The organism is Kitasatospora sp. SC0581, from assembly GCF_048159585.1.
Classification (GTDB): Bacteria; Actinomycetota; Actinomycetes; order Streptomycetales; family Streptomycetaceae; genus Kitasatospora.
This window is the reverse complement of sequence record NZ_JBLRWA010000016.1, coordinates 20,706-36,087: the sequence shown is the minus strand read 5'-3', so window position 1 is coordinate 36,087 and position 15,382 is coordinate 20,706. Positions and strand designations below refer to the sequence as shown.

General features: G+C 76.7%; 11 protein-coding genes. 7 read left to right on the top strand and 4 right to left on the bottom strand.

All coding sequences use genetic code 11. The features are described 5' to 3' along the window. Positions 1–2 precede the first annotated feature (2 nt). The 5 genes from dpgB (at position 3) to ACLWS4_RS23195 (ending at position 9,282) form a co-directional block, all read left to right on the top strand. Entirely contained in the window at positions 3–686 is a 684-nt protein-coding gene (dpgB, locus tag ACLWS4_RS23215) for an enoyl-CoA-hydratase DpgB (RefSeq protein ID WP_416875122.1), read from the top strand. After that, the gene (gene dpgC / locus ACLWS4_RS23210; RefSeq protein ID WP_074005400.1) at positions 683–1,984 is read left to right on the top strand and encodes a (3,5-dihydroxyphenyl)acetyl-CoA 1,2-dioxygenase DpgC; all 1,302 of its coding nucleotides are present in this window, start codon (positions 683–685) and stop codon (positions 1,982–1,984) included. The genes dpgB and dpgC overlap by 4 nt, the downstream gene beginning before the upstream one ends. Before the next feature lie 67 nt (positions 1,985–2,051). After that, complete coding sequence (locus tag ACLWS4_RS23205) at positions 2,052–2,282, top strand: MbtH family protein (protein ID WP_074005399.1); 231 nt, start codon at positions 2,052–2,054, stop codon at positions 2,280–2,282. Beyond that, positions 2,279–4,327: an ABC transporter ATP-binding protein gene (locus tag ACLWS4_RS23200; RefSeq protein WP_074005398.1), complete on the top strand. Its 2,049-nt coding sequence runs from the start codon at positions 2,279–2,281 to the stop codon at positions 4,325–4,327. Before ACLWS4_RS23205 ends, ACLWS4_RS23200 begins: the two co-directional genes overlap by 4 nt. After that, entirely contained in the window at positions 4,324–9,282 is a 4,959-nt protein-coding gene (locus ACLWS4_RS23195) for an amino acid adenylation domain-containing protein (protein ID WP_416875121.1), read from the top strand. Before ACLWS4_RS23200 ends, ACLWS4_RS23195 begins: the two co-directional genes overlap by 4 nt. Positions 9,283–9,335: 53 nt before the next feature. On the opposite strand, the gene ACLWS4_RS23190 is transcribed toward ACLWS4_RS23195, so the two are convergent. Both ACLWS4_RS23190 and ACLWS4_RS23185 read right to left on the bottom strand, forming a co-directional pair. Further along, entirely contained in the window at positions 9,336–9,563 is a 228-nt protein-coding gene (locus tag ACLWS4_RS23190; protein WP_074005396.1) for a hypothetical protein, read from the bottom strand. A 145-nt stretch (positions 9,564–9,708) separates the two neighbouring features. Continuing rightward, positions 9,709–10,773 carry a DUF4190 domain-containing protein gene (locus tag ACLWS4_RS23185; RefSeq protein WP_416875120.1) on the bottom strand — a complete coding sequence of 355 codons (1,065 nt, stop codon included), beginning with the start codon at positions 10,771–10,773 and terminating at the stop codon, positions 9,709–9,711. Positions 10,774–11,082: 309 nt separating this feature from the next. Between ACLWS4_RS23185 and ACLWS4_RS23180 the strand changes: the two genes are divergently transcribed. Then, on the top strand, positions 11,083–11,502 hold the full coding sequence (locus ACLWS4_RS23180) for a helix-turn-helix domain-containing protein (RefSeq protein WP_416875119.1): 420 nt from the start codon (positions 11,083–11,085) through the stop codon (positions 11,500–11,502). A 29-nt stretch (positions 11,503–11,531) separates the two neighbouring features. On the opposite strand, the gene ACLWS4_RS23175 is transcribed toward ACLWS4_RS23180, so the two are convergent. Together ACLWS4_RS23175 and ACLWS4_RS23170 are read right to left on the bottom strand one after the other, a co-directional pair. Then, complete coding sequence (locus ACLWS4_RS23175) at positions 11,532–12,542, bottom strand: S66 peptidase family protein (RefSeq protein WP_416875118.1); 1,011 nt, start codon at positions 12,540–12,542, stop codon at positions 11,532–11,534. 156 nt (positions 12,543–12,698) lie between these two features. After that, positions 12,699–13,547: an arylamine N-acetyltransferase family protein gene (locus ACLWS4_RS23170; protein WP_416875117.1), complete on the bottom strand. Its 849-nt coding sequence runs from the start codon at positions 13,545–13,547 to the stop codon at positions 12,699–12,701. A gap of 191 nt (positions 13,548–13,738) precedes the next feature. Here ACLWS4_RS23170 and ACLWS4_RS23165 point away from each other — a divergent pair, with 191 nt between their 5' ends. Next, positions 13,739–15,346 carry an alpha/beta fold hydrolase gene (locus ACLWS4_RS23165; protein WP_416875116.1) on the top strand — a complete coding sequence of 536 codons (1,608 nt, stop codon included), beginning with the start codon at positions 13,739–13,741 and terminating at the stop codon, positions 15,344–15,346. The last annotated feature ends 36 nt before the right edge of the window (positions 15,347–15,382 follow it).

Here is a 15,382-nt window from a genome sequence, read left to right as displayed (position 1 = left end):
CAATGCCCGTCAACGCCCTGCCCGAGGGCCCCGTGCTGCACGTGGACGGCCGCCGGGAGATCTCGGCCGAGCTGACCGCCGCCCTCGGCGCCCTGTGCGACGAGGCGGAGGGCGCCGGCGCCGACGCCGCGACCCTGTTCCTGTCCGGCGCCCCCGACGGCGAGGCGGTGGCGAAGGCGGGCGACACCGCCGCCGTCACGAAGTGGGAGCGGGCGGTACGGCGCTTCGAGCGGCTGCGGCTGCCCACCCTGGCGGCGGCGAGCGGGGAGTGCGGCGGCGTCGCGCTGGACCTGCTGCTGGCGGCCGACGTCCGGGTGGCGGCCCCGGACCTGCGGCTGCTGCTTTCCTTCCACGGGCAGGCCGTCTGGCCGGGCATGGCCGGCTACCGGCTGGTCCAGCAGCTCGGGCCGGCCCGCGCCCGGCGCACGGTGCTCTTCGGGGTGCCGATCACCGCCCGCGAGGCCCTGGAGCGGTGCCTGGTGGACCAGGTGAGCCGGGACCCCGGGCGCACCCTGGCGGCCGCCGCCCGGCTGCTGCGCCGCCTGTCCGGCCCCGAACTCGCGATCCGCCGCCAACTGGCCTTCGACGCCCAGTGGATGAGCTTCGAGGACGCGCTCGGCCCGCACCTGGCCGCCTGCGACCGCGCGCTGCGGCGCACCCGGGCCCCGGACGGGGTGACGGCGTGAGCGCGGCCACCGGGCGGGCGCCCGCCGCCGTACGGGAGCGCGCCGCGGACGGGCTCGACCGGGCGGCGCGGCTGCTGCCCCCGTTCCCCGCGCCCGGGCCGCGCACCGGCGAGGAGCGCGAGCGCGCCGAGCGGGAGCTGGACGCCGGCCGCGCGCGGCGCACCGCCTTCCTGGACCGCCACGCCGAGGAGCTCTACGACCGGATCACCGCGGGCCGCACCCTGCGCCCCCGGCTGGACGCCCTGGTGGAGGGCGCCGCCCGCGCCGTACCGAACCTGGTGCCCACCGCGGCGCAGCTGCGGGCGGAGCGGGCCCTGCCGGTGGCCGAGCGCCTCGGCTACGAGATCGACCTGGGCGTCCTGCTGCGCGGCGTGCTGCGCGGCCCGGCCGCCGGCGGCCACCTGATGGACTCCATGCTGCGGCCCACCGGGCGGGCGCTGGAGCTGCTCGGGGAGTTCCGGGCCACCGGGGTGGTGCGGATGGACAGCACCCGGCTGGAGCGGCGCGCGGGGGTGGCCCGGATCACCATGTGCGCCGGGGACCGCCTCAACGCCGAGGACGAGCAGCAGGTCGACGACATGGAGACCGCGGTCGACCTCGCGCTGCTGGACGAGGGGTGCGAGATCGGGCTGATCCGGGGCGGCGAGATGACCCACCCGCGCTACGCGGGGCGCCGGGTGTTCAGCGCCGGGATCAACCTCAAGCGGCTGCACGCGGGCGAGATCACCCTCGTCGGGTTCCTGCTGCGCCGCGAGCTCGGCTACCTCAGGAAGCTGCTGCTCGGGCTGCGCACGGACGACGCGTCCTGGCGCTACCCGTTCACCGACATGCCGTGGGTGGCCGCGGTGGACGGCTTCGCGATCGGCGGCGGCATGCAGCTGCTGCTCGCGGTGGACCACGTGCTCGCGGCCTCCGACGCCTACCTGAGCCTGCCGGCCGCGCAGGAGGGGATCGTCCCGGGCGCGGCGGACTTCCGGCTGCCCGCGGTGACCGGCCCCCGGCTGGCCCGGCAGATCATCCTCGGCGGCCGGCGGGTGCGCGCGAGCGACCCGGAGGCCCGCACCCTCGTCGACCAGGTCGTCGACCCGGCGGACCTCGACCGGGCCGTCGAACGGGCCCTGGAGCTGCTGCGCGACCCGGCCGTCACCGCCAACCGCCGCATGGTGAACCTCGCCCTGGAACCGGCGGACGGCTTCCGCGCCTACCTGGCGGAGTTCGCCGTCCAGCAGGCGCTGCGCATCCGCGCGGCGGACGTGCTCGGCAAGGCGGGCCGCTTCACGGCCCGGCCCTCCGGGTGAGAGCGCCGCGCCGCTGCCCTCCCCCGCCGCCCCGGCGGGCGGCACCCGAACGAACAAGGAGACCGAGATGACCAGCCCCTTCGACGACCCGGACGCCTCCTACCTCGTGCTGGTCAACCCCCTGGGCCAGTACTCGCTGTGGCCCGGGTTCGCGCAGGTGCCCGCCGGGTGGCGGATCGCCCGCGGCCGGGGCTCCCGCGACGAGTGCCTGGCGTACGTCGACCGCGTCTGGACCGACCAGCGCCCGCCGGCCCCGACGGCCGCGGCGCCGGACGGCAGGGAGGTCGTCGCGCCATGACGAGCGGCCCGGGCCCGCTGATCACCATCCGGGCGACCCCCGGCGACGGGACGCAGCCGGCCCGGGGGCAGGTCAGGCCCGGCACCTCCCGGCGGATCCTGCCCTACCTGCGGCCCTACCGGCGGCAGATCGTCGCGCTGCTGACGCTGACCGTGGTCGACGCCCTCATCACCGTCTCCACGCCGCTGCTGTTCAAGGAGCTCATCGACCGCGGCATCGTGCCGCGCGACCGGGCCGTGGTGGCGGGCGCCGCCGTCGCGGTGGCGGTCCTGGCGCTGCTGCAGGCCCTGGTGGGCTTCCTGGTCAGCCGAAGTTCGGCGCGCATCGGCGAGGGGCTGATCTACGACCTGCGCACCGAGGTCTTCCGGCACGTGCAGCGCCAGCCGCTCGCGTTCTTCACCCGCACCCAGACCGGCTCGCTGGTGAGCCGGCTCAACACCGACGTGATGGAGGCCCAGCAGGCGGTGACGGTGCTGCTGTCCAACGTGCTCTCCAGCCTGCTGGTGCTCTGCCTGGTGGTCGCCACGATCTTCTACCTGTCCTGGCTGATCGGCCTGGTGGTGCTCGTCACGGTGCCGCTGTTCGTACTGCCGGGCCGGGTCGTGGGGCGGCGGCTGCAGCGCAACCTGCGCACCTCGATGCAGCTGGACGCCGAGCTCGGCTCGCTCATGCAGGAGCGCTTCAACGTGGCCGGCGCGCTGCTGGTCAAGCTCTACGGGCGGCCCGAGCGCGAGGACGGCCGGTTCGCCGGCAACGCGGCCCGGGTGCGGGACGTGCGCGTGGTCACCTCCGTCTACGCGCGGATGCTGCTGGTGACGGTGACGCTGCTGGCCTCGCTGGCCACCGCGGTGGTCTACGGCGTCGGCGGCGAGCTGGTGGTCGCCGGGAGCATCCAGATCGGCACCCTGGTGGCCCTGGCCACCCTGCTGGCCCGGCTCTTCGGCCCGATCAACCAGCTCTCCAACCTGCAGTCGAACTACCTGACCGCCCTGGTCTCCTTCGACCGGCTCTTCGAGGTGCTGGACCTGAAGCCGCTGATCGTGGAGCGGCCCGATGCCGTCGCCCTGCCCGTACCGGGCCCGGGCCGGGCCCCGGAGGTCGAGTTCGAGGACGTCTCGTTCCGCTACCCGGCCGCGAAGGAGGTCTCCCTCGCCTCGCTGGAGACGCTGTCGCTGCCGGCCCCGGAGCGCTCCGGCACCGCCCAGGCGCTGCGCGGGGTGAGCTTCCGCGCCCCGGCGGGCCGGCTGACCGCGCTGGTCGGGCCCTCCGGCGCGGGCAAGACCACCGTCAGCCAGCTGGTGGCCCGGCTGTACGAGCCGACCGGGGGCACCGTGCGGATCGGCGGCGTCGACGTGCGCGACCTGTCCCTGGCCTCGCTGCGCGACACCGTCGGCATGGTCACCCAGGACGCCCACCTGTTCCACGACACCATCCGCGCCAACCTGCTCTACGCCAAGCCGGACGCCACCGAGGCGGAGCTCGTCGAGGCCTGCGAGGCCGCGCAGGTCCGGGACGTGGTCGCGGCGCTGCCCGACGGCCTGGACACCGTCGTCGGCGACCGCGGCTACCGCTTCTCCGGCGGCGAGAAGCAGCGCCTGTCGATCGCCCGGCTGCTGCTCAAGAAGCCGTCCGTGGTCGTGCTCGACGAGGCCACCGCGCACCTGGACTCGGAGTCCGAGGCGGCCCTGCAGAAGGCGCTGTGGACGGCCCTGGCCGGCCGCACCGCCCTGGTGATCGCGCACCGGCTGTCCACGATCCGCGAGGCCGACCAGATCCTGGTGCTCCAGGACGGGCGCGTGGTCGAACGCGGCCGGCACGCCGCGCTCGTCGACGCCGGCGGCCTGTACGCGGAGCTCTACCGCACCCAGTTCGCCGACCCGCCCGCGCCGCGCCCCGAAGCCGGACCGGACCCGGCCGACGGCTACGGCGCCCCGCCCCCGCTGCCGCCCGGCGGAGGCCCCCTGCGCCTGCTGCCGCCGCCCCAGGCGGCGGCCGGCCCCGACCGACCCGAACGGCCCGACCAACCCGAACGGAGAGCACGATGAGCCAGCTGACGGTCGAGGACGTGTGGCCGCTTTCCCCGCTCCAGGAGGGACTGCTGTTCCACGCCTCGTACGACCAGGACGCGCCCCGGGACGTGTACGTGGGGCAGCGGGTCCTCAACCTCGACGGCGAACTGCGGCCCGAGGTGCTCCAGGCCTCCTGGCAGGCGCTGCTGGACCGGCACGCGAGCCTGCGGGCCGGCTTCCGCTCCCGCGCGGCCGGCGACACCGTCCAGGTGATCGCCAAGGGCGTGCGGATCCCGTGGACGTACGCCGACCTCGGCGCACTGGACGAGCGGGAGGCCGACGCCCGCGCCGGCGCCCTGGCCGCGACCGACGCCCGGCGCTTCGACCTCGGCCTGCCCCCGCTGCTGCGGGTGCTGCTGCTGCGCGCCGGCCCCGACCGGTACCGGATGGTGGTGACGATGCACCACATCCTGATGGACGGCTGGTCGCTGCCGATCCTGTTCGACGAGCTGTGGCGGATCTACGACAACGGCGGCGACCCCTCGGTGCTCCCCAAGGTGCCGCCGTACCGCGACTACCTCGCCTGGCTGGGCCGCCGGGACACCGACGCCGCGCGCGCGGCCTGGCGCGCGATGCTGGCCGGCACCGGGGAGCCCACCCTGGTGGGCCCGGCCGACCGCAGCGGCCCGCCGGTGATGCTCCGGCACGCGATCGACCGGATCGGCGACGACCTCACCGACCGGCTGCGGGAGACCGCGCGCGACGCCGGGGTCACCCTCAACCGGGTCTTCCAGGTCGCCTGGGCGCTGCTGGTCGGCAAGCTGTCCGGCCGCCTGGACGTGGTCTTCGGCGCGACCGTCTCCGGCCGCCCCGCCGACGTGCCGCAGGCCGACCGGATGGTCGGGCTGTTCATCAACACCGTGCCGGTGCGCGTGCGCCTGGACGCGGCCGTGCCCTTCCGCACCGCCATGGCCGCCCTCCAGGACCAGCAGGCCGCCCTGCTCGACCACCAGCAGCTGAGCCTGCCCGAGATCCAGCGCGCCGGCGGCCCGGGCGCGGTCTTCGACACCCTGATGGTCTTCCAGAACTACCCCCGCGGCCCGATGGCCGCCCCCGCCGCCGACCCGGCGGCGCCCGGCGCGCCGCGGCCCGCCGCTCCCCCGCCCCCGGGCGAGGGTCTGGGCGGCTCCGCGCTGCGCAGCGGGGAGCAGGCCGGCGGCCCGCTGGGGCGTGGGCCGGGCCCGGAGCCGCCCGCGCCCGCGCCCGCCGACGGGACGTCGAAGCCGCCGCCGATGCCCGCCTGGGTCTCCCGGCGCGGCCCCACCGGGGTGCGGGTGGCGGCCGGCGGCGGCGAGGAGGCCGCCCACTACCCGCTGACCGTCGTCGTCACGCCGGCCGACGACACCGAGATCCGGCTGGACTACCGGCCCGACCTGTTCGACGAGCGCACCGCCCGCGGCCTCGTCGACCGGATGACGCTGGTGCTGCGCCAGGTCGCGGCCGACCCGGACGTGCCCCTGGGCCGGCTCGACGTGCTGACCGGCGAGGAGCGGCGGGACCTGGACGGCTCCGGGAACCGGACCCGCCGCGAGCTGCCCGAGGCGACCCTCGCCGAGCTCTTCGAGCGGCAGGTGCGCCGCACCCCCGCCGCGGTGGCCGTGGTCGCCGGGGACACCGAGCTGACCTACGCCGCGCTGGACCGGCGGGCGAACCGCCTGGCGCACCGGCTGGCCGGGCTCGGCGTGGGCCCCGAGACCCTGGTGGGCGTGGTGGCCGAGCGCTCGCCCGAGCTGATCACCGCGCTGCTGGCGGTGGTGAAGGCCGGCGCGGCGTACCTGCCGATGGACGGCCGGCACCCGGCCGGGCGGCTCCGCGCGGTGGCCGCGCAGGCGGGCCCGGCCGTCGTGCTGGTGGACGCGCCCAACGCCGGGCGGGGCCTGGCCGACGCCGGACTGTTCGCCCCCGCCGAGCTGCTGCGCCTGGCGGCGGAGCCCGCCGAGGAGACGGACGCGGACGCGGAGGCCGGGGCCTTCCCGCCGGTGCCGGTCCGGCCGGAGAACCTCATGTACGTCATCTACACCTCCGGGTCCACCGGCCTGCCGAAGGGCGTCGCGGTGACCTACGGCAGCGTCCTCGCCTTCTGCCTCGACGAGTGCTGGTCCAGCGGGGCCCTGGAGCGGGTGCTGGTGCAGGCCAACCACGCCTTCGACGCCTCCACCTACGAGATCTGGACGACGCTGCTGCACGGCGGCCGGCTGGTGCTGGTGCCCCCCGGGGACATCGACACCGTCGAACGCGGCCGGCTGATCGCGGCCCAGCAGGTCACCAACGTGCACGCCACGGCCGGGCACTTCCGGGTGCTCGCCGAGCAGGCCCCGCACATCTTCGGCGGCGTGCGCGAGGTCTCCACCGGCGGCGACGTCGTCTCCGCGAACGCCGTACGGACCCTGCTGCGCTCCCACCCCGGCATGGTGGTGCGCACCACCTACGGCCCCACCGAGACCACCGCCTTCACCACCCAGCTGCCCTTCACCGACCCGGACGCGGTGCCCGACACCGTGCCGCTGGGGCGGCCGATGGACAACACCAGGGTGTTCGTCCTGGACGCCTTCCTGCGGCCCGTACCGGTCGGCATGACCGGCGAGCTCTACCTCGCCGGGGCCGGACTGGCCCGCGGCTACCTCGGCCGTCCCTCACTCACCGCGGAGCGCTTCGTGGCCTGCCCCTTCCCCGCCGAGGACGAACCCGAGGGCGCCCGGATGTACCGCACCGGCGACCTGGCGCAGTGGACCCCGGACGGGCAGCTGCTCTTCCTCGGCCGCGCCGACGAACAGCTCAAGATCCGCGGCTTCCGCGTCGAGCCGGCCGAGATCGAGGCCGTGCTCGCCGCGCACCCCGGCGTCGCCCAGGCGCTCGTCGTCGCGGTCGAGGACGAGGACGGCCACAAGCGGCTGGCCGGCTACGCCGTGCCGGCCGGCGGCGACGAGTCCGCCCTCGACCCGGAGGCGCTGCGGGAGCACCTCGCCGGGAAGCTGCCCGACTACCTGGTCCCGGCCTCGGTGACCGTCCTCGGGGCACTGCCCGTGACGGCGAACGGCAAGCTCGACCGGGCCGCCCTGCCCCGGCCCGTCTTCGCCGGCCGGGCGGCCGGACGCGAGGCGGCCACCGACGCGGAGGAGCTGCTGTGCCGGCTGTTCGCCGAGGTGCTGAACCTCGAACAGGTCGGCCCGGAGGACGACTTCTTCGTCCTCGGCGGCGACTCGATCACCTCGATGCTGCTGGCCGGGCGGGCCGGCAAGGCCGGTCTGGCGATCTCCCCGCGCCAGGTCTTCGAGCTGTGCACGCCCGCGGAGCTCGCGCGGGTGGCCGGGCCGGTCGACGGGACGGCGGCGCAGCACGCCGAGGACGTCCCCTACGGCCCGGTCCCGCTGACCCCGGTGATGCGCGAGGTCGCGCGGCGGGCGGGCTCGGTGGCCCGGGCGGGCAGCCAGGCGATGCTGCTGACCGCGCCGCCCGGCCTGACCACCGGGCAGCTGACGGACGCGCTGCAGGCGGTCCTCGACCGGCACGAGGTGCTGCGGGCGCGGCTGGAGGAGGACGAGGAGCAGCTGGTGGTGCCCGAGCCGGGCACGTCCTGGGCGGTCGCCGCGGCGGACCTGGTGAGCCGGGTGGACGCGGCCGGCCTCGACGGGGAGCGGCTGGACGCGCTGGTCGACGAGCAGGCCACCGCCGCCGAGGCCGCGCTCGCGCCGCGCGACGGCGTGATGCTGCGCGCCGTGCTCCTGGAGCGCGGCGCCGGGCGCAGCGGCCTGGTGCTGCTGACGGCCCACCACCTGGTGATCGACGGCGTCTCCTGGCGGGTGCTGGTGCCCGACCTGGCCCTGGCCCACGCGGCCCTGGCCGCCGGCGGCGCGGACGCGGCCGGGGCGGCGGTCGCCGCCGAGGCGACGTCGTTCCGCCGCTGGGCGGTCGCCCTGGCGGAGCGGGCCCGGGCGCAGCGGACGGTGGACGAACTGCCGGACTGGCGGCGGGTGGTGGACCGGGTCGAGGACCCGCTCGCCGACCGGCCGCTCGACCCGCGCGTGGACACCGCGGGCGGCGGCCGCTCGCGCGCCGAGCTGACCGTCCCGGCGCGCACCGCGGGGCCGCTGCTGGCGGCCCTGCCCGCCGCCTTCCACGCGGGCGTGGACGACGTGCTGCTGTCCGGTCTGGCCGCGGCGCTCGGCGAGTGGCTGCGCGCCCGGGGCAGGCCGGTGCCGGAGGGCTTCCTGGTCGACCGGGAGGCGCACGGCCGGGTGCCGCTGTCGGAGGACATGGACCTGACGCGCACCCTCGGCTGGTTCACCGCCGTCCACCCGGTGTGGCTGGAGACCGGGCCGATCGACCCGGCCGAGGTCCGGGCGGGCGGGGAGGACGTGGCGCGGCTGATCAAGCGGGTCAAGGAGCAGCTGCGGCAGCGGCCGGGCGACGGTCTGGGGTACGGGCTGCTGAGGTACGCCAACCCGGCCACGCGGTCGGTGCTCGCGCCGTTGGCGGCGCCGCAGATCGGGTTCAACTACCTGGGCCGGTTCGGCGGTTCCGGTGAGGAGGCGGGCTCCGCGGACGCGGACGCCGGGGTGGGCTCCGCGACCGGTGGGCGGCCGTGGACGTCGGCGGGCGAGCACGTGATGCCCGGCGGTGTCGACCCGGCGATGCCGCTGCGGCACGTGCTGGAGATCAACGGCCGGGCGCGGGACCTGCCCGAGGGCCCCGAGCTGTCCTTCGTCCTGGAGTCGCCGGCCGGGCTGCTCGGCGGGGCGGAGCTGGCGGACCTCGCCGAGCGCTGGCGGGCGGTGCTGGAGGGCCTGGTGCGGCACGCCGACGAGGGCTCCGGCGGCCACACCCCGTCGGACTTCTCGCTGATCTCGCTGGGCCAGGAGGACATCGACGAGTTCGAGTCCGCCTTCGGCGGCGGGGACGGCGCGAAGGACGGCGAGAAGGACGGCGGCTGAGGCGGCGGCGGGCAGGGGTCGCGGTCCCGGTGGGCGCGGCCCCTGCCCGGGGGTCAGCCGTCGCTGCCGATCGGGCAGGTCGCGTCGGGGGCGTGGCCGAGGGGCCAGGCGAGGCCGACCAGGACGGCGTTCTTGATCTTCGGGTCGAGTTCGACGACGGGCACGGCCTTGTTGTAGGCGTTGCCCTGCGGGTCGAGGCAGATCCAGCCGCTCGCGCCGTTGACCCGGTTGCTGCCGTGCATCCGCCTCCAGCCCTCGGTGACGTCGTCCGTCGAGGGCATCGCCACCTTGTCCGTGGTCTGGTTGCGGATGCCGGCGACGGCGGTGGTGACCGAGACGGGGCCTCGGTTGCCGATTCGTGACGTGCCGTCAGAGTTGTCGCGGGGGGCGGTCGGGCGGCCTCGGGTGGTGGGGGCCGGTCGGGGGTCAGCCGGCCGGGCCGGTCCAGATGACGTCCTTGTACTCCGTGCCCATGGTGTGGTCGAACCGGACGGAGAACGGGTCGCCCGCGCCGGCCGGCAGGGCGTACGCGGTCAGCCCGGTGGCCTCCTCGCCCGGGGCCAGGGACTTGGTGAGGATCTTCATCCGTCCGCTGCCGTCGATCAGGGTGAAGACGAGGTTGCCCTTGGCGTCCCGGACGGTGGGCAGCCCCGAACCGAGGAGCGAGACCTCCGCGGGCCCGGTGTTGACGACGGTGATCCTCACCTGGACGATCGTGGCGTCCTTGGGGGTCTCGCCCACGCCCCCGCGCGGGACGTACGGTTCCGGCGCGGCCATCGTGACCTTCAGCCCGTCCGGGTAGGTGTAGGACTGGCCGAACGACAGGCGCCGGGCCCGCTCGTCCGCGGCCCGCTTCTCCTGCTCGGCCGCGAGCCGCTGGCGCTCGGCCTCGATCCGCGCCTTCTCCTTGGCCGCCCGCTCCTCGGCGGCCTTGGTCGCGGTCTCGAAGCGGATGCGCGCGGCCTCCGCCTGCGCCTTCTGCTCCCGGTGGACCTCCTGCACCCGGTTCACGACGAACACGCCGGTGCCGACCGAGACCAGCAGGCCGGTGACGCCCAGGACCACGCCCGCCAGGGCCATCGCCCGGTTGGCCGCCAGGCCCTTGCGCACGTGGCCCAGGGCGATCACGCCGAAGACCACGGCCAGCAGGGCGGGCAGCCAGGACAGCCAGAACAGGATGATGGTCAGGCCGAGCACGACGCCGACGATCCCGAGCACCATGGCCGCGATGCCCAGGCCGTTGCGGGGCTGCGGCGCGGGCGCCGGCATCGCGTAGGGCGGCCAGTACGGGGCGCCGGGTGCCTGACCGGGGGCCTGACCCGGTATCTGCCCGGGGCCCGCGGCGGGGGCGTGAGCGGGGGCTGGGCCGAAGCCGGGGCCGGGGACCGTGGGGGCCGCGTCCCGGCCCTGGCCCGGCGGCGCCCACGGGTCGGCGGCGGCCGGCTCCTCGGCAGGCCGCGGGCTGCTGTCGGGCGGGACGGGAACGGTCATGCGGAATCCTTCGGGAACGGTGGGATGTCGGGCGGGCCGCTGCTCGGCCCCGGGTCGGGGGCCTCCTGCCCGGCTCCCCGACGGCAGCGGCCCGGCCCCACGCGTCACCCCCTGGGACGGGACGCCGGCCGGGCCGGCGAGTGATCAAGATACAGGTGCCCGGCAACCGCCCGACGCCGTGGTCCGGCCCGGCGGCGGCCTCCCGGCCGGACGCCCAGGGGCTGAGGGGCCGCGGCCGGCGCGCGGGCTTCACCCAGGGCGGAACCCCGTGCTCTTCCCCCGGGGCGCCGGATCCCTAGGGTGTGAGGGGTGAGCACCCATGCGCCGAACGAAGCCCGCGTCATCCCCCTGCGCCCGCAGGCGCAGCCGCCCGTGTCCGGCGGGCCGTCCCGTCCCCCGCACCCGGCGCCCGTACGGCGGGAGCCGCTGTGGCGCGACGTCGTCGGCGACGTGCTGCGGCGCGAACGGCTCGCCCAGGAACGCACGTTGAAGGACGTCGCGGAGGCGGCCCGGATCTCGATGCCGTACCTGTCGGAGCTGGAGCGCGGGCGCAAGGAGGCCTCCTCCGAGGTGCTCGCGGCCGCCGCCCGGGCGCTGGGCCTCGGCCTCGGCGACCTGCTCTCGCTCGCCCAGGACGAGCTGGCCCGCTACGCCGCCGTCCCGAGCCGCACGGGCCGGGGCCGTGCCCCGTCCACGGGCCGGTACGACGGGCTCTGCCTCGTCGCCTGACCGCTGCGGCGGCCGGCCCCGGCGGGGGGTCAGGAGACCGCCGGGGTGAGCAGGGTGAGGGTGCGGGCGGTGGCGTCGGCCTCGGCCCGCACGCCGAGGGGCAGCGGGAGGTTGGGGCCGGCGTGGCCGAAGTCCACGCCGGCGAGGACGGGCAGCGGGCGGTCGCCGAGCACGTCCAGGACCACCTCGCGCAGCGACGGCTCTCCCGCGCCGGCGGGCCCGTCGGAGCCGACCCGGTGCGGGGTGCCAACCACCATCGCCGCGATCCGGTCCAGGACGCCGGACAGCCGCAGCACGTGCAGGTCCTTCCAGACCGCGGACAGCGGCCGGTCCACTTCCTCCCAGAAGAGCACCGCGCCGTCGAAGGACCACGCGGGGACGGCGTACGGGGTGGCCTGGAGGGCGACGAGCCGGTTGAGCAGGCCGCCGACCAGCGGGCCCCGGGCGCGGCCGGCGCGCCAGCACTGCCACGGGGAGAGCGCCGGCAGCGGCCCGGGCGGGGCCGGGACGGTGAGCACCCGTAGGTACGCCTCGCGCAGCGCCCGGTGCGCGCCGTCCTCCTCGGGCCCGCCCGCGAAGCGCCCGCTCCACTCGCCGAAGCCGTAGGTGGCCATGTCGGCGTGCACGCCGACCAGTCCGGTGCGGGCGTGCAGGGCCAGCAGCAGCTGGGAGACGTCGCTGCAGCCCAGCACCGGCTTCGGGTCGGCGCGTACGGCGTCCAGGTCCAGCTGGTCCAGCCAGCCCGTCACCGCCTGCCCGCCGGTGTGCGCGACGATCGCCCGCACCTCGGGGTCGCGCAGCAGCGCGTTGAACTCCGCCGCCTGCTCGGCGGGACGGCCCGCGGCCCACCAGTGCCGGCGCCCCTCGGCGACCGACGGGCACACCCGTACCCGGAAGCCGAGTTCCTCCAGTACGGCCGTGCCGCGAGCCAGGAGGGGCCGGTCCGCCTCGTCCAGCGGACCGGACGGCGCGGCCACCGCCACCAGGTCGCCGGGGCGCAGGGCACGCGGGTGGAGCAGGGCGGTCGGCTCGGTGGGCATGGGGCGACCCCGGTTTCGCAGGTGGGCGGATCCGGCCGGGCCGGACGGGCGGGACACCCCCGGCGGCCGCACCGGCCGGGCGGGTCGGACCGCAGTCTCGCCGTCGGCCCGCGCGGCGGCAACCGGTTTTCGCCCGGGCGGGCGGTCGCCGGGCGCTCAGCCGGGGAGGGCCGGCAGGCTCGGCAGGCGGTCCAGGGTGATGCCGAAGCGGGTGCGGTACGCGGCGAGGGCCTCGTCCTCGGTGAGGGGCCGTTCGGTGCGTTCGCCGGCCGGGGTGGTGGTGATGAGGCGGTTGCCGCTGAGGGTCGCCCGGCCGCCGTCCGCGGTGAGCAGTGTGCAGGTCGTGGAGCGGGTGAAGTGGGAGTCCGGTGAGGTGGTCTGCCACCGGCAGGTCGGGGCGAAGTCGGCGAGTTCGTACGGGCGCGGGCCCAGGCGGTACTGGGGCGTGCCGTCCCGCAGGACGTCCAGGTCGCCGTCCGTGCCGGTCGGGGTGAGGGTGAACGCGCCCTCGGCGTCGGCCTGTTCGCCGCGCTCGTCGAGGCGCAGCGGGTGGTGGCTGAAGCGGCCGAAGCCGACGTCGGCCAGCCACGGTTCGTCGAGGTCCACCCGCAGGGCGAGGTGGTCGAAGGGCGGGCCGAGCCGTTCGCCGTCGAAGACGCGGGCGGCGAGCAGGCCGACCCGGTAGCCGAGCGAGGTGAGCAACTGCGCGAAGGCGCCGTTGAGTTCGTAGCAGAAGCCGCCGCGGCGGCGGGTCACGACCTTGGCCAGCAGGGCGGCGGGGTCGAGGACGATGCTCTCGCCGAGGTGGATGTCCAGGTTCTCGAACGGGACGGTGCGCAGGTGCGCGAGCTGGAGCCGGGCGAGCGCGCGCGGGGAGGGCGCGCCGGGGTCGGGCAGGCCGATGCGGTCGAGGTAGGCGTCCCGCTGGGCGGCGGTGAGGCCGCCGGTGGGGCCGGTGTGCGACGGCTCGGGGTGCGACGGCTCGGGTCGTGGCACGTGATCCATCGGGCCATTCCACCCGGGAGGCCGGGCGCGGGGCCATCGGCTTTTGGTCCTACGCCCCCGGGTTCCCGCGCGCCCGGGTCCGTACGCGCCCGGGGTTCTTACACGCCTTTGCCGTCACTCTGCCGAACGGCTGACGGGCGCCCGGCAGAGTCGTGCCCACACCGACCGCAGGACGTACGGAGGACACCGCGATGACGACGAGCACGGCGAGGGGCACGGCCACCGGGGCGAACGGCGCGAGCGCGAACGGCGCGGACACGGGCGGCGCGGGGCGGCGGGCCCGGCGGGGCGCCCTGGCCGCCGCGGCCCTGGCGGTACTGGCGACGGCGCTGCCGCTCGCCGCCGCCCCGCCCGCGCAGGCCTCCGCCGCCGGGGCGCAGGGCCGGCCCGCGTGGTGCCCGGCCGTCCCCGGCCACCGGGTCGACTGCACGACCATGCGTCGGCCCCTGGTGACGGGCGAGCCGCGCCTGGGCGGCGTCGACGTGAGCTACGCGGTGGTGCGCCACAGCCGCCCCGGTCCGGCCCTGGGCACCGTCGCCCTCAACCCCGGCGGCCCCGGCGAGACCCTGATCGACCGCGCCGAGCAGGTGGCCGGTGCGCTGCGGGGGGTGCTGGACGACTACGACGTGCTCCTGCTGGACCCGCGTGGCACCGGCCGCTCCGGCCGGCTGCCCTGCGACGTCACCGAGGCCGAGTACCGCTGGGCCCCGCGCCCCGAACAGCGCGAGCTCGTCGCCGAGTGCGCCGAGGAACTCGGCCCGCGTGCCCGCGGCTACACCAGCGCCGCCACCGCCGACGACATCGACGCCGCCCGCGAGCGCCTGGGCGCCCCCCGGCTGGTGCTGTACGGCATGTCCTACGGCACCTACCTGATGCCGGTCTACGCCGACCGCCATCCCGAGCGGGTCGAGAAGGTGGTGCTGTCCGGCGCCTACCCGGTCGCCTTCGACTCCCTGGCCCGGCCCGGCGCCCAGCAGGTCTCCCTGACGCTGCGCCGGATCTGCGAGCGCAGCGGCGCCTGCGACCCGGACACCGCGGTGCACGACCTCGCCGCCGTCGCCGAGCGGCTGCGCGCCCGCCCGCTGAAGGTGACCGCCGAGGCCGGCGGCGAGCGGCGCACCGTGCTGTTCACCGAGGACAAGCTCGCCGACCTGATGTACGAGCCGGCCACCCGCGGCATCGGCCTGCACCCCGGGGAGTCCGGGCTGCTCGGCGCCCTGCCCGCCGCCCTGCACGCCTTCGCCGCGGGCGACGAGGGGCCGCTGTCCGCCCTGGTGCGCGGCGAGATGGAGGGCACCGGCACCGAGGACCAGGCCTCCTTCCTGGCCGTCACCTGCAACGACTACGTCCGCGCCTGGGACCCGGACGCCCCGGTGTCGGAGCGCCGCCGCCAGTACCGCGCCGCCCTGGCCGCCGCCGACCCGGCCGACTTCGGGGCCTTCAGCCCCGAGGGCTGGGCCGCGGGCCAGACCGACGGCGGGGACAACTGCCTGAACTGGCCGCGCCGGGGTACCGCCCGCCCGCAGCCGACCGACCTGGGGAACCTGCCCGACGTGCCCGTCCTGGTGCTCTCCGGGGACCTCGACACCAACACCCCCGAGGTCAACTCCCGCCTGTCGGCGGCCCAGTTCCGCCACAGCGCGTTCGTCTCGGTACCCAACAGCGGACACCTCCCGGAGATGGAGTCCACCGGCTGCGCCCTGGAGATCTCCAGCGGCTTCATCCGCACCGGCGAGGTCGGCGACACCTCCTGCCTGGTCCGGATCCCGCCGGTCGCGGTCGTCCCGGTCCCCCGCTGACGCGTCGTCGGCAGCCCCCGACCGGCCTGACCACGC

Excerpts from the sequence above, each read along its gene's own strand:
- dpgB (WP_416875122.1), top strand. The coding sequence starts at position 3 with ATGCCCGTCAACGCCCTGCCCGAGGGCCCCGTGCTGCACGTGGACGGC.
- ACLWS4_RS23205 (WP_074005399.1), top strand. The coding sequence starts at position 2,052 with ATGACCAGCCCCTTCGACGACCCGGACGCCTCCTACCTCGTGCTGGTC.
- ACLWS4_RS23200 (WP_074005398.1), top strand. The coding sequence starts at position 2,279 with ATGACGAGCGGCCCGGGCCCGCTGATCACCATCCGGGCGACCCCCGGC.
- ACLWS4_RS23195 (WP_416875121.1), top strand. The coding sequence starts at position 4,324 with ATGAGCCAGCTGACGGTCGAGGACGTGTGGCCGCTTTCCCCGCTCCAG.
- ACLWS4_RS23190 (WP_074005396.1), bottom strand. The coding sequence starts at position 9,563 with ATGCCCTCGACGGACGACGTCACCGAGGGCTGGAGGCGGATGCACGGC.
- ACLWS4_RS23185 (WP_416875120.1), bottom strand. The coding sequence starts at position 10,773 with ATGACCGTTCCCGTCCCGCCCGACAGCAGCCCGCGGCCTGCCGAGGAG.
- ACLWS4_RS23175 (WP_416875118.1), bottom strand. The coding sequence starts at position 12,542 with ATGCCCACCGAGCCGACCGCCCTGCTCCACCCGCGTGCCCTGCGCCCC.
- ACLWS4_RS23170 (WP_416875117.1), bottom strand. The coding sequence starts at position 13,547 with ATGGATCACGTGCCACGACCCGAGCCGTCGCACCCCGAGCCGTCGCAC.
- ACLWS4_RS23165 (WP_416875116.1), top strand. The coding sequence starts at position 13,739 with ATGACGACGAGCACGGCGAGGGGCACGGCCACCGGGGCGAACGGCGCG.